20 protein-coding genes are annotated in these 25,334 nt (G+C 54.9%); 7 read left to right on the forward strand and 13 right to left on the reverse strand.

The genetic code is table 11. The features are described from left to right. Nucleotides 1–38 precede the first annotated feature (38 nt). The 4 genes from C4520_05240 to C4520_05255 all read left to right on the forward strand — a co-directional run bounded on the left by C4520_05240 (nt 39) and on the right by C4520_05255 (nt 5,235). Nucleotides 39–1,859 (forward strand): tetratricopeptide repeat protein, encoded by a 1,821-nt coding sequence (locus C4520_05240; GenBank protein ID RJP23847.1) that lies wholly within the window; start codon nt 39–41, stop codon nt 1,857–1,859. Beyond that, entirely contained in the window at nt 1,856–3,772 is a 1,917-nt protein-coding gene (locus C4520_05245; GenBank protein ID RJP23848.1) for a tetratricopeptide repeat protein, read from the forward strand. Before C4520_05240 ends, C4520_05245 begins: the two co-directional genes overlap by 4 nt. A 210-nt stretch (nt 3,773–3,982) precedes the next feature. Then, complete coding sequence (locus C4520_05250) at nt 3,983–4,855, forward strand: HDOD domain-containing protein (GenBank protein RJP23849.1); 873 nt, start codon at nt 3,983–3,985, stop codon at nt 4,853–4,855. Nucleotides 4,856–4,941: 86 nt separating this feature from the next. Continuing rightward, nucleotides 4,942–5,235, forward strand: a complete 294-nt coding sequence (locus C4520_05255) for a hypothetical protein (GenBank protein RJP23850.1) — start codon at nt 4,942–4,944, stop codon at nt 5,233–5,235. Between the two features lie 63 nt (nt 5,236–5,298). On the opposite strand, the gene C4520_05260 is transcribed toward C4520_05255, so the two are convergent. Both C4520_05260 and C4520_05265 read right to left on the reverse strand, forming a co-directional pair. Further along, nucleotides 5,299–6,276, reverse strand: coding sequence for a M28 family peptidase (locus tag C4520_05260; GenBank protein ID RJP23851.1), 978 nt, complete (start codon nt 6,274–6,276; stop codon nt 5,299–5,301). Further along, the gene (locus tag C4520_05265; protein ID RJP23852.1) at nt 6,239–7,729 is read right to left on the reverse strand and encodes a DUF2723 domain-containing protein; all 1,491 of its coding nucleotides are present in this window, start codon (nt 7,727–7,729) and stop codon (nt 6,239–6,241) included. The genes C4520_05260 and C4520_05265 overlap by 38 nt, the downstream gene beginning before the upstream one ends. Before the next feature lie 118 nt (nt 7,730–7,847). Here C4520_05265 and C4520_05270 point away from each other — a divergent pair, with 118 nt between their 5' ends. Then, the gene (locus tag C4520_05270; GenBank protein RJP23853.1) at nt 7,848–8,105 is read left to right on the forward strand and encodes a hypothetical protein; all 258 of its coding nucleotides are present in this window, start codon (nt 7,848–7,850) and stop codon (nt 8,103–8,105) included. A gap of 46 nt (nt 8,106–8,151) precedes the next feature. Here the strand turns inward: C4520_05270 and C4520_05275 are convergent, their stop codons facing one another. From C4520_05275 to C4520_05320, 10 genes are all read right to left on the reverse strand, one after another. After that, nucleotides 8,152–8,442 carry a hypothetical protein gene (locus C4520_05275; GenBank protein ID RJP23854.1) on the reverse strand — a complete coding sequence of 97 codons (291 nt, stop codon included), beginning with the start codon at nt 8,440–8,442 and terminating at the stop codon, nt 8,152–8,154. Next, nucleotides 8,439–10,382: a hypothetical protein gene (locus C4520_05280; protein ID RJP23855.1), complete on the reverse strand. Its 1,944-nt coding sequence runs from the start codon at nt 10,380–10,382 to the stop codon at nt 8,439–8,441. The genes C4520_05275 and C4520_05280 overlap by 4 nt, the downstream gene beginning before the upstream one ends. Before the next feature lie 9 nt (nt 10,383–10,391). Continuing rightward, nucleotides 10,392–11,948 carry a hypothetical protein gene (locus tag C4520_05285; protein ID RJP23856.1) on the reverse strand — a complete coding sequence of 519 codons (1,557 nt, stop codon included), beginning with the start codon at nt 11,946–11,948 and terminating at the stop codon, nt 10,392–10,394. A gap of 61 nt (nt 11,949–12,009) precedes the next feature. Further along, on the reverse strand, nt 12,010–14,889 hold the full coding sequence (gene uvrA / locus C4520_05290) for an excinuclease ABC subunit UvrA (protein ID RJP23857.1): 2,880 nt from the start codon (nt 14,887–14,889) through the stop codon (nt 12,010–12,012). A gap of 6 nt (nt 14,890–14,895) precedes the next feature. Next, nucleotides 14,896–15,510 carry a protein-L-isoaspartate(D-aspartate) O-methyltransferase gene (locus tag C4520_05295; protein RJP23932.1) on the reverse strand — a complete coding sequence of 205 codons (615 nt, stop codon included), beginning with the start codon at nt 15,508–15,510 and terminating at the stop codon, nt 14,896–14,898. A gap of 412 nt (nt 15,511–15,922) precedes the next feature. Beyond that, the gene (locus tag C4520_05300; protein ID RJP23858.1) at nt 15,923–16,360 is read right to left on the reverse strand and encodes a response regulator; all 438 of its coding nucleotides are present in this window, start codon (nt 16,358–16,360) and stop codon (nt 15,923–15,925) included. Continuing rightward, nucleotides 16,326–16,973, reverse strand: coding sequence for a response regulator (locus C4520_05305; protein ID RJP23859.1), 648 nt, complete (start codon nt 16,971–16,973; stop codon nt 16,326–16,328). The genes C4520_05300 and C4520_05305 overlap by 35 nt, the downstream gene beginning before the upstream one ends. 21 nt (nt 16,974–16,994) lie before the next feature. Beyond that, nucleotides 16,995–19,001, reverse strand: coding sequence for a sensor histidine kinase (locus tag C4520_05310; GenBank protein ID RJP23860.1), 2,007 nt, complete (start codon nt 18,999–19,001; stop codon nt 16,995–16,997). Further along, nucleotides 18,998–21,040: a PAS domain S-box protein gene (locus tag C4520_05315; GenBank protein RJP23861.1), complete on the reverse strand. Its 2,043-nt coding sequence runs from the start codon at nt 21,038–21,040 to the stop codon at nt 18,998–19,000. Before C4520_05315 ends, C4520_05310 begins: the two co-directional genes overlap by 4 nt. Nucleotides 21,041–21,191: 151 nt before the next feature. Next, the gene (locus C4520_05320; GenBank protein ID RJP23862.1) at nt 21,192–21,704 is read right to left on the reverse strand and encodes a hypothetical protein; all 513 of its coding nucleotides are present in this window, start codon (nt 21,702–21,704) and stop codon (nt 21,192–21,194) included. A 255-nt stretch (nt 21,705–21,959) separates the two neighbouring features. Here C4520_05320 and C4520_05325 point away from each other — a divergent pair, with 255 nt between their 5' ends. Together C4520_05325 and C4520_05330 are read left to right on the forward strand one after the other, a co-directional pair. Further along, nucleotides 21,960–22,769, forward strand: a complete 810-nt coding sequence (locus C4520_05325) for an inositol monophosphatase (protein ID RJP23863.1) — start codon at nt 21,960–21,962, stop codon at nt 22,767–22,769. 3 nt (nt 22,770–22,772) lie between these two features. Next, nucleotides 22,773–23,624 carry a sulfotransferase gene (locus tag C4520_05330; GenBank protein RJP23864.1) on the forward strand — a complete coding sequence of 284 codons (852 nt, stop codon included), beginning with the start codon at nt 22,773–22,775 and terminating at the stop codon, nt 23,622–23,624. Between the two features lie 158 nt (nt 23,625–23,782). On the opposite strand, the gene C4520_05335 is transcribed toward C4520_05330, so the two are convergent. Further along, complete coding sequence (locus C4520_05335; GenBank protein RJP23865.1) at nt 23,783–25,294, reverse strand: long-chain fatty acid--CoA ligase; 1,512 nt, start codon at nt 25,292–25,294, stop codon at nt 23,783–23,785. Nucleotides 25,295–25,334: the final 40 nt, after the last annotated feature.

Here is a 25,334-nt window from a genome sequence, read left to right on the forward strand (position 1 = left end):
GGGCTGCAAGAGATGTATGGTATAATTTTGTCTAAGTTATGGCATATCAAACGATACCGGAGACGGGAAGAGCAAGCCGGGAAGTCTGTGGTCAGCACCGTGAAGGGAACGCCTGTATTTGGCCAGTGTTGCTGCTTCTCGGGGCGGCGGTAGCCGCGAATCTGACCGTTCTTGCGGGTGGCTTCATTTGGGACGACGGCTCGCTGATTGTCGGGAATCCGACCATCAAGCAGTGGGGCACGCTGCCCGACATCTTCAGCAAGCCCTTTCTCACCAAGTATTACCGGCCGGTAGTGCTTCTCTCGTTTGCGGCTGAATATGCAGTTTGGGGGCTGCAGCCGCTTGGGTATCACCTGACCAATCTCGTTCTTCATTGCGCAAACGTCTTATTGGTGTTCTTCCTATCACAGCGATTCACGAGCAACCGAAGAGCCGCATTTCTGGGCAGTCTTCTTTTTGCCATTCATCCGGTGCACAAAGGAGTTGCCTACATTTCAGATCGGACGGGCCTGCTCGCGGCCTTTTTCTTTCTTGCGGCGCTACTTTTGTATATAGCATTTCGGGACGCAAGCCGGATTAGCCGCGCGGTTGGCTGTTATGTGATTTCGGTGGCTCTGTTTGCACTCGGAGCGTTTTCCAAGGAAGAGGCGCTGACGCTTCCGCTGATGCTTAGCGTAACGGACTTTGTCTTTTTTCGTGAGAGACTGAAACAGAATCCGTTGCGCGGGGCGGTTCCTTACATTCCGTTTCTCCTGGTGGCCGTGCTGTACGTATGGTTAAGGGGGCGCGCGGTCGATCTGCCCGTGGGTTTAACGGCGGCGTTCTTGATCGAGCCTGTGCGGCGGATGATGACCATTCCATCGCTCTTGCTCCATTACCTTTCGCTGCTTGTGTTTCCCTTGCGGATTGATTACGAAGCGCGATTTCCCTTGGTTGCCTCTGTGGCGGATGCCGGGGGATGGGCGGGGATGGCTGTGATTCTGCTTGTGACGTGCATGGCGCTCTTCCTTTACAAGCGAGCGCCCGCCATAGCGTATGGGATACTCTGGTACCTTATTGTTTTCGGACCCATGAGCAACGTGATTCCGATTTTTCCGGAGGAGGCCGAACGGGAATTATTCAACCCCGTCCATTTTCTCTATCTGCCATCCATCGGCGCGTTCCTCTGTGCGGGAGTCGGTCTGGAAAAGATATTTACGGTGGTCGGGAGCACTTCCTATCGTTTCCGCAGCGCCGTCTTTCGGCTTGCCATCGTCTTGATCACGTTATTTTTTTGCATGCTTTCGCTGAGACGAAACGTCATGTGGAGGAGCGACATCAGTCTTTTCAGTCATACGAATGAGATGCACCCTGACAGGATGGCGCTGAACCTTGCGGTCGCGTACATGGGCGCGGGCGAATTGCAGAAGGCAATTCAGTTGTATGAACGTTCCGTCGCGCTCAGCCCGAATTCTGAAAAGGCGCACAACGGGCTCGGCGTCGCATATTTGAACGCCGGCATGCTCGACCATGCGATGCGCGAGTTCCTGAAAGGGATCGAATTGAAGCCCGATGACGCGACCGCATATGCGAATCTGGCGGTGGCATATGTGCAGAAGGGGTGGCTGCAAAAGGCGCTCGAGGCAAGTGAAAAAGCCGTGGAGCGCGCGCCTTCCTCTTCGTTGTTTCGAACCAACACGGCGCTGATCCTGGTCCAAATGCGAGAATGGGAGCGAGCGGAGGAAGAGTTGCTGGGCGCCATAGCCGCGGATCCGCAGGATGCTGAAGCGTACGGCGTTCTTGCAGACTTGCTTGAGCGCCGGGGAGATATCGAGCGGGCACAGGCGTATCGAAAAGAAGCGCTGCGCCTGCGAAATTGAATCTGCGACCGCGAAATCTTCTGAGAGATCATATTGTGACCATGCATCCTAAAAAATCGTGGGCCGAGAAGCAGCGGTCTTCGGGAATATCTTTCGCGGCTGCCGCGGCGGGAAGTGAATTATTCCTGCCGGCGGTGCTGATCTTCGGCATGGCCTTTATCGCCAATTTGAATGTGCTACAGGCCGGTTTCGTCTGGGATGACAGGGCGATCATTCTCGGCAATCCTCTCATTGTCAGTTGGAAGCATCTGCCCGGTCTGTTTCGTCAACCATTCCTGGGGATGTACTATCGTCCGGTGGTTATCGCATCATTCATGGCGGACTATCAGCTTTGGGGATTCAGCCCGTGGGGCTATCACCTGTCGAATCTCCTGCTTCACTGCGCGAATGCGCTCATCGTCTTCTTTCTCCTTTTCCGCCTGACGCAGAACAGGCGATTGGCATTTCTGACCGCGCTTCTTTTCGCCGTTCATCCGGCGCACAAAGGAGTGGTGGCTATCGCTGATCGAACGGGAATCCTTTCTGCCTTTTTCTTCCTGCTCTCGCTCTTATTGTATCTCCGCTATTGCCAGTCGAAAAGCAAGAGAGCGGCGATCACACTGTATTTCGGGGCATTGATCTCATGCGCGATCGCATTCTTTTCGAAAGAGGAAACTCTCGGACTTCCGCTCATCCTCCTGGTTATGGACCGGTTGGTTCCAGAGCGAAGAAAAAATGGCCTCCTCCGCCTTCTCATAAATTGCACGCCTTTTTTCTTGCTGGCTTTCATGTACGTGGGAATACGTACAGCAGTGCTGGGAGCAGGGACGGGATTTCTTTCTGCTTTTTTCATTAAGCCGCTCGCCAGGTTGATTACTCTTCCGGTCGTTTTCCTTGATTATCTTTTGATCCTGCTTTTCCCGCTGCACCTCGATTATGAACCCCGGACCCCCTTAGGCTCGATCGGAGAAATCCGTACCTTGCTCGGTTTTCTCTTCGCATGCATGGGCGCAGTATTTGCCTGGAAATCCCGGCGGACGAATGCCACTGTCTTCGGCCTCCTCTGGTTTCTCATTGTGTTCCTTCCGATGAGCAACATCGTTCCCATATATCCGGAGGCCGCTCATACGCATCTGTTCACGCCAATCCATTTTCTGTATCTGCCCTCTATCGGCATTTTCCTTTGCATTGCGGTCGCTTTCGATGTGTTTCTTCAGAAGATCGGCAGTTCGGGCGTCTTCCTCTTCTCGAAAGGAGCGGTAGCTGGTCTGCTCTGTTGTATCCTTTTTTTGCTGTCGCTGCTGTCGATGAAGCGCAACTTCATCTGGCAGGACGAACTGCGCCTCTATCGGTACATCGTTCAGATGCATCCGGAGAATCCGCGAATGAGACTGAACCTGGGAAATGTATGTCTGGAACGCGGGCATGTGGAAGAGGCGCTCAAGCATTTGAAGGAGGCGGTTGTGCTGGCGCCGGATCTCCCGATGTTCCGCAACAGTCTGGCGCTTGCATACAAGGAGAAATTGTGGCTGGATCGGGCGACTGAGGAACTTCAACAGGCGCTGCGGCTTGATCCTGATTCGGCCGGCTCATACATGAATCTTGCCGCCGTGTACCGGGCTCGCAAGGAGCCTTTGCCGGCGGTCTCCGCCGCGCTGAAAGCGGTAGCGCTTTCTCCTTCCTCGGCGGCGGCGCGGGTGACCCTGGGACTCAGCTACATGGATGCGAACAATTTTCGTGAGGCCGAGGACCATCTCCTGCTGGCGATCGAACTTGATCCGGCGAGCGCCGAGGCTCACAACAGCCTGGGGATTCTGTATGCGAGGGAAAAACGATATGATCTCGCCCGACAACACTGGGAAAAAGCACTGAAGCTGAGACCGCTGCCCGAAGCGATTGAAAACCTGCAGATGTTGAAGAAAATGGGGTATTAGAGGTCTGTGCGCAAACCGTCCGAATTTGACGGCGACAATAAACGAATTCAGATGATTCTTGACAACCAATTCCATTTTTTGGTAGGGTAACTCCTTGAAAAGATGTATCGCAAGGAGGAATTTCTGAAGATGCGGCGGAAGGTTTAAGAAGAGGACCAGAAACGCTGTCGCACCCAAACCATCCCAGGCTGAGCTGATTGAAACGAATATATGATGCAAGAGGAACTGCCCGAGCAACTAATCGAAAATATCGTTACGCTTCCGACGATCCCGGTGGTCCTGGCGCAACTGAATTCCGCCATCGCGAATGCAGACTCATCAGCCGCGGACATAGCGAAAATCATATCGCACGATCCTTCAACGGCGACGAAAGTGTTGCGCCTGGCCAACTCGGCCTATTATGGGCTCCGCAACAAGGTTACGACGATCAACCATGCGGTCACGATGCTGGGGTTTAACATTATCCGCAACCTCGTGACGACGGCCACGGTTTTTGACACTCCATATGACAGCGATATGTGCGGGCTCTTTGACCGCGAGAAGTTCTGGCAGCACTCGCTCGCGACGGGTTATTGCTCGCAGATTCTGGCGCGCGAAGCTCTTCATCTGGATCGGCGCAGCGACGACTTCTTTATCTGCGGTCTGTTGCACGATCTGGGCAAGATCATATTCGGGCAGTATCTGCAGGCACAATTCCAGGAGGCGCTGGAGGTAAGCCGGGATGAGGCCATCCCGCTCTTTGAGGCGGAAAAGAAAGTTATCGGCTGCACTCATACGGACGTGGGCGGCCTCCTGGCAAAAAGGTGGAACCTGTCTCAGGACATTATTTCGGCGCTAACGTACCATCATTTGCCGCTGAAGGCGTCTGAGAAGGTACAAAATTATACGATTGTGACGCATGTTTCCGATTATCTGGTCAGAAAGAAACAGATCGGAGCGGGCGGCGGGAGCGATCCCGGCATCGATCAAGCAGCCTGGGAGACCTTGCGGCTGGATAAAAAAGCTGTTCCCGAGATACTGGTGGAAGTGCATAACCTTATGAATCAAGAGGGTTTAGAGCTAAGGAAGCCGGGAACCGCCTGAGATTTGGCGCAGGCGCTAAAGAAATCAGGAATTGTGCCGATAGATATAGTGAGAGAATCACGAGGACAAGAAAAGGAGCAGCGTTCGTGGATATCAACCGAATAGATGGCGTTCACGAACCATCGCTGAATCAGGCGCGGCAGGAAGAGCAGCGGCGGCGTTCGACGGAGGATGTTCGGCCGGCGGATCAGGTGAATATTTCGCCGGAAGCCCAGAAGGCCGCCGATGTTGCGCGTTATGTGTCTCTTGCGAAGAAGCTCCCTGACGTTCGCCCCGAGAAGCTTGCCGAAGCCAAAGAACGTCTGGATGCTCAGTCCGTGCAGGACGATGAAAACATATATCGCACCGTAGCCCGCCGAATGCTGGACGACCTGCTGTAGAGAAGACTCCTCAAGCTTACCTTTGCGTAAACCTGCCACAGGGAAAACTTTTTTGGACGCGATCTAAGGGTATTTCCCCATTCTGACGGTTATTTGCGGCAGAGATGCCACGACGACGTCTCCGATGATCTGCAGAGATTCAGGGTTCACCTTGTCGAGGGTATCCTCCGGCGAATGCCAGAATTCATTTGTACGTGACGCGGGGCCATAATGAAAATCGATGATGTTCAGAGCCGGAATTTTTCTCTTCAGGAAGGGGAGGTGGTCGTTTTGAATCCAGGCCGGCGCGGTAGTGAATTGTTTTTGATAACCCATGCGTTCGGCGGTATTCCACACGATGTTTCTCAGCCAGCGCGTTGAATACAGTTCGGTCTCGATTGAAAGATGCGAATCGCCCACCATATCAAGGAGGATCATCGCCTTCACGTTCTTGATCTCACCCGATGCCTGAAGTCGATCGACATAATGGTTGCTTCCGTACAGGCTGTCGGCGGGGCTCCATTTGACGAAGGCTTCTTCGCCGTCAAAGAAAACCAGCCACAGGGTCGTCCCCGTTTGTTTTGGCTGCAGACATTGCGAAAGTTCGAGCAAGACCGCCGTTCCCGAGGCGCCGTCATTTGCTCCGACGAATTCGAACCCATTGAATAATTTAGTGTCGTAATGGGCGCCCACTATGATTACGTCGCTGGATAAGCCGGGCAAAACGCCGATGATATTCTTCATCTTCTTTGTGCCGAGTGGCGTTCGAGCCTCGAACGGCTGCTCCTTGACATCAACACCATTGACACGCAGGTGATTCAAGATGTAGTCCTGTGCCCTGGCCGCTGCGGGAGTTCCGGGCACCCGCGGCCCCAGCTTCACCAGAGAACGAAGATGCTCAAAGGCCCGATTCCCATTGAACGAGCACGCTGTTCTTTCGGCGGTCGCGTTCGTTGGTTTGAAAGCGAGGTATCCGGCTGTAAGAAGGGCGCACAGAACGGCAAGCAAAGCAAGCGCCGATGTTTTACAGAAAATCTCCAGGATGATCCGAAGGGATTTCATGTATTCCTCTCCCGGTCATGAAGAAGACGGGTCGTGACGAATTCAGGGCCGCCATGGCCTCGGGGTTTGCCGCGATCCGCTCGCGATAATCATCGGTTTCGGAATGCAGCACGAGGGCAAGGTCGGGTCGTATGCCCTCGACGTATTGCGCATATTTCATGAGCGTGAAGTAAGTCCATGAAGTGACAATGACCGAATTCTCCGGGAGTCGCTCGTTGATGAGGTTGATGTACTCCCTGCCCCTGCGCTCACGACGCCAGTCGATTGTCGGGAATGAGCAGCCGGCTTCAACGCTCCATTGGAGGAATCGGGATGAGGGGAAGATGAGATATGCGGTGACGGCCCAGGCGGCAAGCAGAGTCCAGAAAGCGACATGAGAGCCTGCCGGGGACTTGCGGCTGATCCAATCGCGCATCGCATCAGCCCCGGCGGCGATCCAGACAGCGGAAACGATGCAACTGGGAATGAGGTAATGAAAAAAGGAGAAGTAATAGCTGAAGTTGGTCAGGTAGAGCGAATTTGCGGCCTGGATCAAGCCGAGAAAAATAGATATCCGCCAGTTGCGTTTCCAGAACGTGAGGATGCCGGCGATCAATAAAGGAATCATGATATGGAAGCTGCCCAGATAGACTTTCAGAAGATAGAGGGAGCTCCTGGCGATTGTCCCAAAGCCGCTGAACGAAGCCGGATTGTGCGAGAGTCCGAGGACGTAATACAGGAGACTCACGGGAGTCGTCGGAGAAGAAAACGTATCGAATGGCGGCGCCACGGTCGCGCGATGCATCATCCAGATATATGGAGCAAGCCCCAGCGCGAAGAGGCACCCTCCCAACAACAGATTCCTTGGCTGCAACTCATTTCTTTTTGTGAGCACGAGCCAACCGATAGCGGGCAGGTGCAGCAGATTCTGCATATGCGCCGTCCAACTCAGGCCGAAGACGAGCATGCCGGCCAGGAAATGGAGGCGTGATCCCCGGATTAGGAACAGGCTGAACAGGAGGATGTACGAGGCTGTCAACATACCCGCGAAAGCATGCACGTTCGCGGACTCGGCTCGCGACCAGAGGACGGGGGAGAACCCAAGAACTATTCCGCCGAAAATCGCTAATGAATCCTTTTCCAGCAGGACGCGAATGGTCAAGGCGGCGAGCATGACGGTTATCGCGGCGCTTGCTGCGGAGAACATATTGAGCCGATACGCCACGGTGCCGACAGGCAGAAAAGAGAACAGTTTTCCCGCGACCACTGTGATCGGATAACCGGTTTGATGGCAGACGCCGATCAGGTACGACTGAGCCACCAAATCTGCGCTGTCACCGGTAACGATGTCGGGGGCCAGAAAATGACGATATATAAGAAAGAAGAATAAGGCGGCGCCCGCGCAGGCGATATATGTGGTTCGAGGTAGTGAATTCATCTGGCGTTTTGAGATCTTGCGGCCCCCCATTGACATTAATTATATCATGGCGATTAACAACGGTTGAAGGCAATAACGATCATCCGGTTGACATGTGAATCAAAATTCGCGAGAATAGTTAGTAGAAAAACGTTTGTTTGCGGGAGGTGAAGCAATGCCGACATATATCTATAAGGCCAGGAACGGCGGCTGTTCTTTCTGCAAAAAATCCTTCGAGCAAAAGCAAGGAATACAAGAAGCGCCTTTGTCAATCTGCCCCCAATGCGGCGCGGCGATCGAAAGAGTCATTTGCGCGCCGAACCTGATGACGGGGCGAAGCGAGAAGTCGATCCTTTCCGACGGCAACCTCCAGAAGCACGGGTTCACGAAATTAATAAATGAGGGTGGCGGAAAGTTTCGCAAGACGTGGTGACTTTTCCGGGAGATGAGGGAGGGCTCAGTTCCAGCCGAACGCCTTCTCATTTATCCAGTTCTCGATACAGAATCCATTCGAGATCGGGGCCCTTTCGATCCAGATAGATTTCGAAGACGCGCCCTTCCCGAGTCAGCACCTGAAAATACGTGCGGTGGCGGCGCAGCTTCCATGTTTTCCGCTTGGGCGAACCGGGAGGGAATCCCCAGTCCTGCCAAATCCTGATGATTTTCTGAATGTGGAACTCTTTCCCGCGCCAGGTAAAGGCCACCGGTTGTACGGGCTCGCCTGCGCCCTCGATCTCGATTTTTTCAGAGAAGATTTCCATGAGGATCACGTGATCGAGCGCCCTGACTCTTCACCTTTGTTTTTCGTTTTTGCGAGCGCCCAAATGGACAGCAGAGTCGCTTGCAGAACGATGCCGGCAACGCCCAGCATTTTCCAATGATCGGCGAGAATATCCGCCAGAAATGAAAGCTGGTTCTGCTCCTTCAGGGCCCAATTCTTTTCACCAGCCCAGCCCCAGTTATTGCGGATGATCAGGAGAGGGAACCAGAGTATCAGCAAGTTCTCCGCCATAATCGGCAAGACGAGCAGGAGCTTCAGTTTTCTCGGGAAATCGGCTGCGATCCGCGCAAGGAAAAGCAATGTCAGAACAACGGCTGTCGCACTGCCGGCGCTTATTGTTCCGTGTATATATATCTCGTGAACTGTGATTATTCCGCCAAGATAGCCGGCAATCGCCATCCAGTACAACAGGTATGCGCCGGCAAGTTTATCATCGTCAGGGATCCGCTCTGCGCTGGATCTTTTCTTGACCGAGAGAGCGAAAAATGCCAAACCTAAAGCAACTGCACCTGCTCCGAAGTAGCCTGCGAACATTTTTCTCGCGAAATCCGGGTGATTAAAATAGCGGGGGAAAAAGTTCTGCCCGAAATTCTGTCCCGCCAGAAGGAAGCCCGCAATCAATGCCGCCCACAGTGAAAGCACGAGCAGCGGGAGGCGAACGCGCTTTCCATGAAGCGATTGCACAAATGGGGCATCTTCCCGCGTGCGCGAGATTCTGTATACGATGGCGGCCAGCGCCGATGCAAAAAGCGTCGCAGTGCCGATGCCGAAAACAGAGTTGTACGAGAGCGCCTGCAGGTTCTGGAGGAATCGCAGGTAGTCGAGATTTTGCCCCGCGATGTCGTACAGAAAGAGCGGCGAGAACATAGCGGCAAGGACATGATACGTAAAAAGGGTGACATATCCAGCCAATCCACCCACAGCGGCTGGACGCTCATAATAGGAAAGAAACGTTCCAGCAACCCCGAAGAAGCGGGTGGACCAGGCAAACCAGATGCCGTCGATGATGAAAAAACAGACGACACAGGCGATCCCCATCCGAAGCGCTCTTGCCGGTTCTCTTTTTACAGCGGGCAAGAACATGTCCACGAGAATCACGACGGTAGAGAACAACGAAGACTGATGCGCGAGGAATCCGGCCCAGATCAGCACAAAAACCGGTAAGGCAGCTTGTATATCGGGGAACCGGTGCTGTTTCCGATTGATCAGATAGAAATATGCGGCTGCCAGTGCAAAATATGCGGCAAACAGTTTTGGCCAGGGATACCAGCTATTGTGGACGAGCGACGGCGAGAAAAACAGGGCGGCCATAATCAATAAGGTTCTTTTTCTGCCGGTGAGATGAGCGCAGAGCGCGAAGGCCGGCAACACGAAGATCGAGTTGAGAAGAGAGGCCGCAAGCTGATAGACCCAGAAATGATCGCCGAAGATCGAGAGGAAGAAAGCGGTGTTGAGGTTGAGCAGCGGAGTTCGGGAGGCGAAGTTGTACATCCCGAGCCACAGGTGGTCGTGGGTGATCTTGCCGAGATACATCTGCGAAAGACTGTAGTGCTGCCACCAATCGAAGTACCAGAAACCACCGAGATAGATCGGGAATGCCGCCTGAAGCAGCAGGATAAGCGCCAGGAACAGCGTGCCTATCACCAATGGCAGCCTGTATGTTTTTTCGGGGCCGGTTGTTCCTCGAAGCGCTGGAATAATTGAAAGGACCATTAGCGCGAGAATCAGCGTGTGAAGCGCGAACTGAGGGAGGCCAAGAGCATGAGTGACAAAAGCAATTCCTCCGATTAGAAGCGACGCGGCTGCGGGCGCGAGGACGGCGGCATCAATCGAGCTGAAGCGATTCAGCCGCCGCAGATGAAAGAAAGGGGCGGCATATGCGAGCGCAATCGCCGCGAGAGTAATCATTATATGGATGATTTCGCGCATATGTACGAGCTAGCCTGCTCCCCCACCGGTAGGCGAATCCCGTCTCGGTCGAATATAAATCAATGCGTTCGCCTCTTTCGTCAATAGATCATACCCGTTCTGCGCCACGGCCTCAAGATAGATGCTTTGCCACCAGTGCATGCAGTTGCCGGCAACGACCACCTGCACGCGCGGGTCGGCGATGGCGCGGCGGAGATCGTCTTTGCGCAGCAACTTTAAAGCGTCGGCGGTTTCAGGGGGAATATCTTCGGAAACGCCGATCGAAATCTGATTTTCCATTTTTGGATAGATGGTTCTGTCGGCAGAAAGGAGGTAACCGGGCCAGGAGCTTACCACCGGCGATCCCTCGCTCGATGATTCGACTATAGCGGCTATTTTGTTAGCGGTGGCGATAGACCAGTCGTTTGGATCGCTTCCGTCTGGAATGCCGGGAACATTACGACCTTTGAAAAATAAGGAATGGACGCGTGGAGCCGCCGCTGTCGCGGCGAGGAGTGCAATGAGGGCAATGGAAGCGCATATTATCTTCCGCATTGCTGCCGGCAGAGGACGACTATAGGCGTGAATAGCCTGGAGCAGCGAGAGGGCCAGGAACGGGACGAGTACGCAGAAGTATTGTCCGAAGGTTGGCGTGGGCAGCAGCGAGGCGATTCCGAGAAGCGCGGCTGCAGCCGCGGCCAATTTTCCGCTGTCGCTCATGCGTTTCCACGCGATAATGGCAACCGGAAACGCGGCGAACAGAAGGGACAATTGTGTGGGGCGAAAAGTTCCGGGGCTGAAGACAAGTTTTCGCACTACCTCGAACTTTTGCGGCAGGTCCCCGACAAATCCCGCGGGATCACGAAGGGCGTGATACGTCACGTTATCGAAGAGGAACTGTCGGGGCGCCAGACAAAGGAGGATAAGGGACGGAATCAGCCCGAGAACGAATCCAGTCGAGAAATCCCTGAAGGCTGCGAGGCGGCGCCGATCAATCTGTTTCCAAAGAAAAAAGAGCAACGCAGGCGCGGCGGCAAGAAAGAAAAGACGGGTTTGCACGCTGAGCGCCAGGAGAAACCCTGCGGCGCCGAATCGATATTTTCCTTTGTACTCTCCGAGCAAGATGATGCTGCTGAAGAGAAGGGACGTCGAGAGAGCATACGTTTTAGCGGTAAGGAAGAAAAGGAGCACGGAGAGATTCAGCGTGTATAGCAGGAAAGCGGCGACAGCGAGCAGCCGGCTACTTGTTGTCTTTTCGACCGCCCACACGAGAAGTGCGCCGGTTGCGGCTGAGAGGAGAGCAGAAAAGATACGGCCTGCTTCCCATGTATAGCCGAACAGGCGCATCCAGCAGCCGTACAGGTAGGGCAAAAGCGGCATCTGCTGATAGAAGACGTCTCTGTAGGGTATCGCTCCTTCAGAGAAGACGATTTTCGAGATGTAGAGATAGAATCCTTCGTCGCTGTCAATGAGCCGGCGTACTGCCAAGAGCGAGAAGAAGGACAATTGGATCAGAAAAAGGAGGGTGAAGGGGATCAGCCGGCGAAGGCGGGATGCGCTTTCTATCGTTTCGACTTCATCCCGCATTGTTTCCGGCACAGGCGGAGAGCCTGCGGGCGAAGCGGCGGGTTGTGATGACAGCCGGGGATTAGATGGCACTGCCGGTTCCGACGACACTTTTTCTTTCTAAAACGGGTTTGAGAAAACGTCCGGTATATGATTTTTGGGAGGCGCTTATTTCTTCGGGAGTGCCAGCGCCAATGAGAAAGCCTCCCTCGTCGCCTCCTTCCGGTCCGAGATCGATTATATAGTCGGCTGTTTTGATAACATCGAGATTGTGCTCGATAACAATAACTGTGTTGCCGGCGTCGACCAGTCGCGCCAGGATGGCCAGGAGCCGCTTGATGTCGTCGAAATGCAGACCGGTTGTCGGCTCATCGAGGATATAGAGTGTTTTCCCGGTATCGCGCCGGGACAGTTCGGTGGATAATTTCACGCGTTGGGCTTCGCCTCCCGAAAGTGTGGTGGATGACTGCCCGAGCTTGACGTAGCCAAGGCCGACGTCGAAAAGCGTTTGCATCTTCTGTTTGATAGCGGGGATTTCTGCAAAGAACGCGAGCGCGTCCTCGACCGTCATATCGAGAACTTCGGCGATATTTTTTCCCTTATACCTGACAGCGAGCGTTTCACGGTTATAGCGCAGGCCGCCGCAGGCCTCGCAGGTGACGTACACGTCGGGCAAGAAGTGCATCTCGATCTTGATCAGGCCGTCCCCTTTGCAGGCCTCGCACCGTCCGCCTTTCACGTTGAAGCTGAAGCGGCCCGGCCTGTATCCTCTCACTTTTGCGTCGGGCACGCGGGAGAACAGGTCGCGGATATGGGTGAAGACGCCGGTGTAGGTGGCGGGATTTGATCGCGGGGTTCGACCAATCGGCGATTGGTCGATATCGATCACCTTATCGATATACTGGGCGCCCTTTAGGTCGTTATACGGTCCGGGTTTGGTTTTCGATCGATAGAGCTTTCGCGCCAGCGCGGGATAAAGCGTTTCGTCGACGAGTGAAGATTTGCCGGAGCCGGATACGCCCGTGACGGCGATGAAAAGACCGAGCGGGAATGAGACGTCGATATTCTTCAAATTATTGTGGCGCACGCCGATCAATTCGAGATTTTTGCCGTTTCCCTGTCGCCTCACCGCAGGCATTTCGATCTGGAGCTCGCCGGTCAGGTATTTTCCGGTCATCGAGCGGTCGCACATCATGATTTCGTCCGGTGTGCCGGAAATCACCACCTCGCCGCCATGGACACCTGCCATCGGGCCGAGGTCGATTATGTAATCGGCGGTCCGCATGGTGGCCTCATCATGCTCGACAACAATAACAGTGTTTCCGATGTCCCGCAGCCTGAGCAGCGTTTGCAGGAGGCGGTGGTTGTCGCGCTGGTGCAGTCCGATGCTCGGCTCATCCAGGATGTAGAGGACTCCGACCAATCCGGAGCCCACCTGTGTGGCCAGCCGTATTCGTTGTGATTCACCGCCCGCAAGCGTGCCGGCGGGTCGGTCAAGCGTGAGGTAATCGAGGCCGACATTGAGCATGAAGTCGAGCCGCTCGCGCATTTCCTTCAGAATTCGCCCCGCGATCTGTGATTCCACTTTCGAGAGCCTAAGCCGGCCGAAGAACTGCCGCGCCTCCTTAATGGACAGAGCCGTCACCCCGGCGATGTTCTTTTCGCCCACCCGCACGGCAAGGCTCTCGGGCTTCAATCTGGCGCCTCCGCATGCAGTGCAGGGGCGCGGCCTCATATAGGACTCGATCCACTCTCTGATCGCGACCGAATCGGTTTCCTTATACCGCCGTTTCAGGTTTGGGATAACGCCTTCGTAGGTCTTATGGAAGGCATACTTGTTGCGCCCATGCGACAGCGCAAAATCGAGTTCTTCTTCATTAGTGCCGTAGAGGAGGATATCACGATGTTTCGGCGAGAGATTCTTGAAGCTGGTGTTGATGTCGAAGCCGTAATGCCGGCTCACCTGTTCAAGCATCTGGGTGAAGTAGCGCGAGTTTTTCTGAATCGTTTGCCAGGGCTCGATGGCCCCCTGTCGAATGCTTTTAGTCGGGTCCGGCACTACGAGCTCGGGCTCGATCTCCAAGCTGGTTCCTAATCCGCCGCATGCCGGACATGCGCCGTGGGGGCTATTGAATGAGAACATTCGCGGTTCGAGTTCGGGATAGCTGATCCCGCACTCGATGCATGCCAATTTTTCGCTGAAAATCTTTTCCCGGCTCTTGGCGCGACCGCCGGCGGGCTCCTCAGATAAGAGGCTCACGATGCCTTTGCCAAGCCGCAAAGCGGTCTCAACCGAGTCGTTCAGTCGCGAGCGAATTCCGTGCTTTACGACGAGGCGGTCAATGACGACGTCAACATCGTGGGCTTTGCGTTTGGCGAGTTTGATCTCCTCGCTGGCGACATCGTACATCTTGCCATCTACGCGCACGCGCACGTAGCCCTCTTTGCGGACGTTCTCGAAAATGTGGCGATACTCGCCTTTTCGCCCGCGCACGAGCGGGGCGAGCAGGATGAGGCGCGTTCCTTCCGGGAGGGAGGCGATCTGGTCGGTAATTTCCTGTGCAGTCTGCGAAGAGATGATTTTGCCGCACTTGTAGCAATGGGGCGTGCCGATGCGGGCATACAGGACCCGCAAATAGTCGTAAATTTCAGTGACCGTTCCGACCGTCGAGCGGGGGTTTCTTCCGGCCGTTTTCTGTTCGATGGAGATTGCGGGTGAAAGACCCTCGATGTGTTCGACGTCGGGTTTCTGCATCTGCTCGAGGAACTGGCGAGCATAAGCTGAGAGGCTCTCGACATAGCGGCGTTGTCCTTCGGCGTATATGGTATCGAATGCAAGAGAGGACTTGCCCGAGCCGCTCAGTCCCGTGATCACGACGAGTTTATCGCGCGGAATGCGCAGATCGATGTTTTTCAGGTTATGTTCCTTGGCACCGCGTATATCAATGAACCGGTCATTCATCCGGAATTAAATCTCCCATCCGAATCTTCCAACCAGCGGCACAAAAACGCAGCTGGTGAGATCGGTTTCCTCGAACTTTCGTCCGCGCCGAACGATCCGTTTGCACACCTGGATCATTTTTTGGCCGACCGGGATGATGAGCCTGCCGTCATCGGCCAACTGTTCCAGGAGCACCTCCGGCACTTCCGGCGCTGCGGCTGTAACGAGAATCGCATCGAAGGGCGCGTGTTCGGGGAGTCCCCGGCTCCCGTCGCCGCAGAAGACGGCGATGTTGGCATACCCTACCTGTTTGAGGGTAGCGTACGCAAGGCAGGCCAAGCGCTGGCGCCGCTCGATTGTGTAGACAAATGACGTCAATCTGGAGAGGACGCCCGCCTGATAGCCGCTGCCCGTGCCGACCTCGAGCACGACATCGGAAGGCCGCAACATCAGCTCCTGCGTCATGACGGCCACCATGTAAGGCTGAGAGATCGTCTGATTCTCCCCAATGGACAGCGGGTGGTCCTCATAAGCCTGGTGCCTGAGTTCCTGCGGAACAAATTCATGGCGCGGCACCAGGAGCATTGCTGCCAGGACGCGTTCATCGCGGATTCCGCGACCGCGCAATTGTCGCTCCACCATGAGGCGCCGGGCGAGCTTCAACTTGGGCGGGTCATGGAAGGCGGCGCTTACTGCCATAAGGCGAAATGAGGATGTGCCGGTAGCCTGCGCATGGCGGGTATTGGGCCGTTGCTATTTTGAGATCAGGGAGTCCATGTCATTCACCACGGCCTCGGCGATCTCTTTTTTGATGGCATCCGAAACTTTATAATTGTGTTGTTTTTCCAGAATTTCCAGTGTTTTCATAACGAGACTGTACGTAAATTCCTCTAATTTCACAATCAGCCTCCATGACTGACATCGAGTTAAGGTCGTATGAAAGAAGTTATCCAATACCAAGAAAATTATAACATGGAGCGAAAACGACAGTCAATCGATCATCAGTGTGGGTGGCAGAGAAGAAGCGGCGTATTCTGCGGGGACAGGGAAAACGTTACTTCCTCGGGGATTCTTTTTCGACGATTTCGCGAATGACTTTCAGTGCGCGGTTCACATTGAAAGGTTTTTCCAGACAGAGAAGTGCGCCCATACTGAGGGCTTCCTGCACGTTCTTGTCCATTCCGAATCCGGTGGTGACGAGCACCGGGACACTTGAATTGAACTGACGGATCGCCTTGAAGGTGTCCAATCCGTTCAGGTCGGGCATGTGCATGTCGAGGATGACGAGATCGAAGTGAGTCGCCTTCAGTTGTTGGAGGGCGGCGACGCCGCCGCCGACGGGCCTCGGGGCATAGCCGAGGATCTCGATGATGTCGCAGAACAGCTGGCGGACCTCTTCATTATCATCAATAATCAGTATCTGCCTATTATCAACCATGCGCTTCTCCCTCTCGGTCCTAAAGCATTTCGAAATCCTGGCCGGAATTGTCATTGAGCAGGCTTCGGGCGAACCGCCGGAACTGCAGGTTCATCTGGTGCATGCTTTCGGAGGCTTTGATAATGGAATTCACCTGGCGCTTCGTGGTGTTGTCACCGCTTTCTTCGAGTCGAATCTGCAGGAGCTGTGCGAAGCCGGAGGTGATGGAAAGCGGGTTATTAAGTTCGTTATTCAATGCGATGGCCCGCTCGGCGACCTGGGCGAGTTTTCGAGTCTTTTCGAGTTCCCGTTCGAGCTTGAGCTTATCCCAGGCGCGCTCGACCGAGATCTTAATGATTTCGAAATCGAACGGTTTGAGGATGTAATCATACGCGCCGCTGCGGATGGCTCTGACGGCGGACTCGACTGAGGCGTAGCCGGTAATGACGATCACGAGCGTGTTTGGGCAGTTCTCCTTGATGTACTTCATGACGGCGAAGCCATCGAGTTCGGGCATCATGAGATCTGTGATGACGAGGCCGAATGTATGATTTTTCAGCTTCTCAATACCAGAACGCCCATTTTCGGCAGTGTCCACTTCATATCCGATGTTTGACAGCAGGACTTTGATGCTGTCACACATCCTTTTTTCGTCGTCTATCACCAGAATTCGGTTCTTCTCGGCCACCTGAAAACCCCCTCTCTTGCATTATGAAGACTGGATAACCTGAAACACCTTGTCGCTGACGACTGGAAGCTGGATGGTGAAGGTAGTGCCGCGGCCGGGCTCGCTGTCCACGCTGATCTCTCCGTTGTAGTTCTTGATGATGCCGTATGAAACCGAGAGGCCGAGGCCCGTTCCCTTCACGCCCTTGGTCGTGAAGAACGGTTCGAAGATATTCTTGATATTTTCCGGCGGAATTCCGCATCCGTCATCAGCGACATCGATTTCGACCCGCCCTTTTCTGTAGCGGGTGCGAACAGTCATTTTTCCTCCTTCGGGCATTGCGTCTTCCGCGTTTTTTATCAAATTGAGGAAGACCTGTCTGATCTGGTCGGTGGAGACGTTGACTTCGGGCAGGTTTTCGGCCAGTTCAGAGGTAACCTCGATCTTGCGCCGGAACAATTGGCCTCTCAGCAGAGCCAGCAGTTCTTCGAGGACCTGGTTGATCTGCACCGATTGGATGTCTTCGGCGCCCGGTTTGGCGAACCGCAGCAGCCTGCGTACGATGCCGGCAATCCGGTTGATTTCCTGGTCGACGATTTTCATGTTCTCGCGGTTAGGGTCTTCCTCGGGCATCAGCAGCTTGGCGATACCGACGTAATTCTTGATAATGCCGAGGGGATTATTGATTTCGTGCGCGATCTGCGCGGCCAGTTCGCCGGTGGCGGCCATGCGTTCGGATTGCATCAACTGGGCTTGCAGTCTTCTCAACTGGTTGACTTTCTGCTCGAGTTCCTTGCTATGCCGCTGCAACTGTTCCTGCGCGCGCTGCATGCGGTCCGCCATCCGGTTGAATTCGACGGCGAGCAGTTCGATTTCGTCGCCGCTTCTGATGTCGATGCGGTGCTCGAGGTTTCCCTGTCCAATCTCCTGCACCCCCAGTTGCAGGACGCGGATCGGTTTGAGCGCCCGTCTGGCCATCGCCAAGCCGCTCAGCGAGAGCGACACCAGCACGATCGCGCTGAAGATGAGCGCCTGGAAGAAAAGTGAATTCAGCGGACGCATGACTATATCTTCCGGGATTGCGACGACTGCGCTCCAGTCGCTTCCGTCGTAGGTGAAGAGAGGCGGGGAGGAAGACGGCCGCAACACGGGCGCGAAGCCGGCAAATGCGGTAATTCCCAACTGATCCAGAGGAACCAGGGACTGGCCGATCTCGCCGAAATCGAACTTTTGGAGTCCACTGGTGATTCTCACCATGCGAGGGGTCTGGCTGTCATTCTTGAAAACCCACAGATTTCGCTCGTTGCCTGCCCCGATGAGCAGGGCGGTTATTTCCTGTGACTTTTCATGGATCAGCATGTGGTCGAGGCTGTATTCAGCGTAAAGGATCCATTGCGCGGACCCGGTCGCGGAAGGGAAAATGGGGACGGTCATGGGCACGACGACGGAAGCGGGTTCTTCGGTGAAAAGCGGTTCATAGAGTCGCGGGCGGTCGCGTTCGAACGCCTCTGTCTGCTGCCACCATTCTTCCTGGATGACACTGGGCCCGTGCAACTCGCCATACGCCGCGATCACGATTCCCGCCTGGTCGATCACGCGCAAGAGCCGGAAGCCCGGATATGCGATGGCCACGGCCTGCAGGGCAGCGGCGAGTTCATTATTTTGAAGGGCTTGCAGTTCAGCCTGAGGGCGACTGGATACCTTCCACAGCGCCATTTCCTTGATGGCGAGGTCTGCGATTTCCGGGGCGGAAAGCGATCTATACCTCTGGCTCTGGTCGCTGACTGCTTCCTGTAACCGGTCGGATTGCGACAGGCTTACGAGCAGGGAAAGTCCGGCGCTCAGGGCGGTATGGATCTCACTTGCCCGGCCTTCGGCCACCCGCTGTACGGCGACGCCCGCTCCTTCGCTGCGGATTTTGTAGCCATGATAGTAGCTGAACAGGGCGCTGCACAGAATGGCGAATCCGGCTCCCACGGCCATGATGGTGACAAACCTTCTGGTCAAGGTTTGCCTGGTCATGCCGGAGAAAACGTCCGCTTGTCTCATAGCGACGCCTCTTGAAGAAATGAGGGGGGATTCAAGGGAATGCTGACGCTGAAGACACTCCCTCCGTCACCCGTGTTGACGACCTTGATATCGCCGCCATAGCTCTGGATTATGTTGTGGACCATGTACAATCCCAGCCCCTTCGGGACAAGTCCTTTCGCGACGCCGCTAGGAAGGAAAAGCTCGTTTGCCTCGGCCGGCGAATGTTGGGCTGCGGAGTTAGAGAACTCGACGCACAAGAAGGGATCGTCCCTGCGAGTACAGACGGCGAGGGTGCCTCCGTGCGGCATCTCGGCCATGGCGAGGCGCACAAGATTGGAAAACACCATATTCATCTGGTTGGGGATGACGACGACTTCGGGCAGCGTTTGTTCGAGCTCAAGTTTCGTTTTGATGCCGGCCGCCTGAAGCTTATCGCGAGCCGATGCGATTGTGTTCTCGATGAGGAGGTTGATCGGGGTATCCCTGGGTTCTTCGAAATAGGCTTCGGAGAAATTCAGGAGTTGGTCGGTAATATTCGCGATACGATCCACTTCTTCCGAAAGGACGGCCAATTCGCCTTTACTTTCGGCAGAGGCTGTTTTTTCGTCCAATATGCGGATATAGTTTTTGACAATCCCGAGGGGGTCCTTCATTTCCCGGGCCACTACGCCCGCCAGTCTTGAAGCGGTTATGGGAGATCGCAACTGCGACAGGCGAAGCTGTGTGGCCGTGCATTCGTGAAACAGCGTCGCATGTCTGAGCGAGACTGCCGCGAAACTTGAGATCACCTCCATCAGTTCGAGGTCTTTTTTCGTAAATGCGCCGCCCACCTTGTTTATGAGTTCAATGACGCCCACGATCTCATTTCCGATCTTCATGGGTGCGGCGAGAATTGATTTGGAGACGAAGCCGGTCGCCTGTTCCACCTGCGGATAATAGCGCTCGTCTTTGTGGACGTCGCGGACGATAACCGCTTTCTCGTGCTCGGCCACCCATCCTGCAATGCCCTGCCCCAGTTTGAGGCGGAACGGTTTGACGCATTCGGCTTTTTCACCAAGGGCGGCCAGGAAAATCAGTTGAGAGTCTTCGAGCTTCAGGATGGAACCTGCTTCGACCTTGATGACGCGGGCGATGCTTTTCAGAATACTGGTGAGGACCGCCTCGATAGCCAGATCCGCCGAGCTGATCGCGCGCGCCACTTCGTTGATCAACTGGAGGCGCAGGGCCTTCTGCTGGATCTCGAATTCAATTTTTTTCCGTTCCTTTATGTCACGGATAATGGCAAGAATATATTTTTTCCCGTCGATGAGAACAGCGGTGGCGCTCACGTCGACAGGAATTGGATTCCGTTTTTTCGAAAAGATGGAGAGGTTGTCGAACCTGACGGCTCCCTGCTCGACGGCGTCGTTTATCTTTTCGATCATAAGGTTCAGGTCGAAGACGGAGACGAGCGAATTCAGGCCGGTCTGTTTCAACTCCGTCTCCGTATAGCCGGTCAGCCTGCAAGCCGCCTCATTGACTTCCACAAACATACCCGACTCATACTCGACCAGCACGATCGCATCGCTCGCCATTTTGAGCAGGCGGGAATACTTGTTTTCGGCGCGGCTGATCTCTCGCGACTGTCTCTTTTCGCCGGCCACACTGCTTTGCAGGAGGAGATGGTGAATGTTTCTGGTCAGGATCGACGAGAGCCGATGCAATTTTGCCGGCTGTCGCAGCAATTCTTTCAGGACCGCCGCCTGAGCGTGTTGAAAGAGGATGAGCTGAAGCTGTTGGACTTCGTGCGGCGAAAGATCTTTGAGGTATTTTTTCCGGGCTTTCTTCAACCGGAAAGAAGGCGTCGCCGGCCTCTTCTGAGATGAAAGGGCGGGGATCAGTGAAACGTAAATATCTTCGGCAAGTTCGGAGAATCGTTCGGAGGATAGACTTCCCGCGATCTTTTTTCGAAGCGACGATACTGCGAAAATATCGGTAACCGTCTGCCGAACCACCGACTCTTGCTGCTTGGAGAGGAGCCTTGCGAGTTCATTCGTACCGACTTTTGGAGACGCCATCCGCGGCCGACCCCTTTCGCCGTCGACAGGCTGTCCGGTACCCCAAGTGCCAGTCCTATTACAACTTTGTGATTATTATAGCGGGTACTCTATTAATTTGCAACAGTTTTCCCGGGCGTGAGCGGTACGAAATGGTTTGACGAAGCAGCGGTTAAAAGTTCCGGCGTTCTTCGACATACAGGATCCGGAAAACCACGCTTTCTCCGCCGATATCCATGATGATCTCACTGAATTGACCCGGTTCCAGCTTGAAGAGGACGTCTTCGAGATTCTTAGGCAGGACGCCTTTGCCGATCCAACCCATATCGCCGCGATGACTTGCGCTGAGTGCTTCTGATTTGGACCCGGCAAGTTCGGCAAAATTCGCACCCGTTTTCAGGAGCTCGTGAATCTCGTTTGCCTTTTTGCGGGCGCGCTCGATATCTTCCGGATCGGACGGATTAGCCTGAACCACGATAATGCGGCCTTTGACCTCCGGCTGTGGTTTCCGGCCCGGGCCAATAATTGCTACTCCAATAACAAGAAGGAAAACCAATGGAACAGCCAGCCATAGAATCTTTGTCATCCGCATTCTTACCAATCCTTCGACAACCCCCAGAATAACGTTATTTAATCCTATCATAGGCCGCAGGCGGATTTCAAGGCGTCCTCGAGCATTTTTCACCCAAAAAGATGCTCTTTGTAGCAGGTGAGACGGAGTTAAACAGCGTGTCCAAATCTAATAAGAAGCGTCTTGCCATCCTTGCCATCATTATCGCATTCAGATATACTCGCATAGTCTCGCGCGGACGGATAGCTTCGCTCGCGCTTGAAGAGCGCTAACGATGTGTTTTGTGGCTTTTGCTCGGCATTGCGGGAGATTTTGAGTATCTTTACCGCTCTCATCGGAAGACATTCGAATGAGGAGAAACCTGGTTCTATGAAGGATCCAATTGAAGAGCAACCGGTGGAACAGTATTTAAAGCTGGCCGTTGATGCGGCCAGGGCCGCGGGAAAAATTTTGATTAAAACATTAGGGTCGGTCGGCAGAATAGAACACAAGGGAGCGATCAATCTTGTGACCGAGATGGACGTGAGGTCGGAGGAATTGATAAAGAAGAAGATTCTGAAAGCTTACCCCGAACATCAGATCATGGCCGAGGAAAGCGACATGCCCGAAAAGAGCGCGGAGTTTCGGTGGATCATCGATCCGCTGGACGGCACCACGAACTACGCGCACGGGTTTCCGCTTTTCTGCGTGTCAATCGCGCTGGAAATAAGCGGGACAATAGAAGTGGGCGCCGTTTATGATCCGACCCGCTCCGACCTCTTCACCGCTGTGCGCGGCGGGGGCGCATTTCTGAACGGGAAGAAACTAGCGGTCTCGGAAACCACGAGCGTCAACAATTCGCTGTTGGCGACCGGCTTTCCGTACGACCTGCGCGAGAGCGAGGCGAACAACGTGGACAACTGGAACGCCATGCTGCCTCGTGCGCAGGCGGTGCGCCGGGCCGGCTCGGCTGCACTCGATCTTTGTTATACAGCCTGTGGGCGCTTTGACGGGTTTTGGGAGTTGAAGCTGTTTCCGTGGGATGTGGCGGCCGGATCGCTCATGGTGAAGGAAGCCGGTGGAGAGGTGACGGATATGGGTGGCGGGCCGTTTTCGATTTATTCCAAAGAGATCCTCGCCAGCAACGGCAGGATCCACCGGGAAATGGTGGAGATCCTCGGCAAAGGAAGAAGGCCGTAGTTTATTACCAGCCTTAACTTCGTTTCCACAAAAGGCAAGCAAGGATTGTTGGTGTCAAATTCACCCATATTTATCGGCGGCGCGGGCCGGTCGGGAACAACTCTGATCCGCGTGATCCTCGATTCGCACCCGAACATAGCCTGCGGCCCTGAACTGAAAGTGACGCCGATTGTGGCGGATTTGTGGCACAAGTTTCAGACCGCTCATTATCCGCCGCTGAAAGAATACCTTCTGACGCCGGCAGATATCAACCAGGTGTTCCGGCAGATGCTGCTTTCGCTTCTGGAGAAATACAGGCTGCAGTCGGGCAAAAGGCGGATTGCCGAAAAATCGCCGAACAACGTTTTTTTCTTTCACCACCTGCACGCACTGTTTCCGGAGAGCCCGCTCGTGCATGTGATCCGTGACGGGCGCGATGTTGTCTGTTCGCTGCTCACCATGAACTGGATCAATCCGCAAACGGGCCAGCGCGTCGATTACACCCGCGATTCCCGCAAAGCGGCGGAATATTGGGTATCGGCGGTGACAATGGGCAGGCGCGCGGGCGCGAATCCGGCGATACGCCCGCGGTACCTTGAGATAAAATACGAGGATTTGGTTATTTCGCCGGAGGACACGCTGAGGCGGCTGCTGATACATATTGGCGAGCCGTGGGATCCAACAGTGCTCGCGTATTATGAGAAGGAGCGGAACCTTGCCGGCGAGTCGAGCGCCGAGCAGGTATCAAAGCCGCTCTATACCGGCTCCGCCGGTCGCTGGAAAAAAGATCTCGCCGTCGCAGAGAGGAAAGCCATAAAAGAGGTTGCGGGGAAGCTGCTGGTTGAGCTGGGATATGCGTCGGATTTGGAGTGGTGAGAGGGTAGTGAAGACACGGACACACGGACGGACACGGACAGGTCGGACGAGTAGGACAGGTCGGCCGGGTCAGACACGTCGGACAGGTCAGACGGGGGCGCAGGCGACGGCGGGGACGCATCGGAGGCGTGGAGTCGCCGATAATTCTAGATGCTTTTCTAGAGCATTTCGCGCAATTTCATGCGCTGGATTTTGCCGGAGGGGCCTTTCGGGAGTTCCTCGAGGAGTCTGATGAGTTTGGGCGTCTTGAATTTTCCCAGTAATTCACGGCAATGATTTTGCAGTTCCTGTTCTGTCGCATGGCAGCCCGGCTTGAGAACGACGCAGCACATGATTTCCTCGCCATAATGATCGTCGGGAATGCCGACGGCGGCGCAATCAAGCACCGCCGGGTGACAATACAGCGCCTCGTCTATCTCGCGCGGCGCGATGTTCTCGCCACCCTTGATGATAAGTTCCTTGATCCGCCCGGTAACGAAGACGAATCCATCCGCGTCCATGTATCCGATGTCACCGGTATGGAGCCAGCCGTCCGGCTCGATCGCCTTGGCGGTGATGTCGGGCGCCTTATAGTATTGCTTCATCACATTCTCGCCGCGTACCACGATCTCGCCCTGCGTGCCGTATGGGACTTCATTGCCTTCACGATCCACGATTTTGGCTTCATTTCCGACGGCGCAGCCGGGCGACCCGTACTTTCTTTTGGCCGGGTCGAGCGGGTTGGAGAATATAGGGGCGGCCGTTTCCGTCAATCCCATGGTTTCGATGATGGAGATGTTGAACTTCTCTTCGAATGCCTTATGCAGAGCGGGCGGGAGAGCGGACGAAGCCGATCGGCCGAAGCGCACCCGCGAGAGATCGAGGTTTTTGCCGGCGAGATCGGTTGAATTGAGCAGATATGAGATGATAGTCGGCACAACGCTGAACCACGTGCAGTTGTATTGCGATAGCTGTTCCCAGAAGTTGCTGACGCTGAACCGGTGCGGCATGACAACGGTTCCTCTGCTCAGGAGGGGAGCGATGACGGTCACGACGGCGCCATTGATGTGGTATACGGGCAATGAACACAAGGCGCGGTCGTCCGGCCCGAGCGCGTGAGCCATCATCGTGAAGCGGCCTCCTGCCAAGAGGTTCTTATGGGAGAGAACGACTCCTTTCGGAAGGCCGGTCGTGCCGGATGTATAGAGCAAGAGCGCGTCATCGTCTTCAGCGACATCCGGCAGAGACAAATCCATGCGATCCTGAGTCTCCGGGAAAATCATTTCCGAATCATTATCAACCGGAACAAGTTGGATGCCGCGATTGATTTTGGAAACCGCCGCCTCCAGTTTTTCCTTGTGGTCCTCTGTGAAAAAAACGAGTTTTGTGTCCGAATGATCGAGGACGTAGGCGAGCTGAGACGGCTGGGCCAGCAGGTTGAGGGGCGCGACAGTGAAGCCGGAATACATCGCGCCGAGAAATATCTTGACGGTCTGATAGCCGTTTCCCATCATGTAGGACAACTTGTCGCCTTTGGCAAGCCCGATTTCCAGCAGGCGTTTTCCGAATGTGATCGAGTCGCGCCTCAAGCGGCCATACGTGAGCTCGAGGCGGGGTTCGGGGGCAATCAGAAAGATTTTTTGCGGGTGCTGCTCGGCTCTTTCATCGACGACGTGTCTGAGGGTGCGCATTGCTGTTTTACCATTGCGGCGGGCACCGGGGCTGGGGGGT

Source organism: Candidatus Abyssobacteria bacterium SURF_5, assembly GCA_003598085.1.
In the GTDB taxonomy this organism is placed as follows: domain Bacteria; phylum Abyssobacteria; class SURF-5; order SURF-5; family SURF-5; genus SURF-5.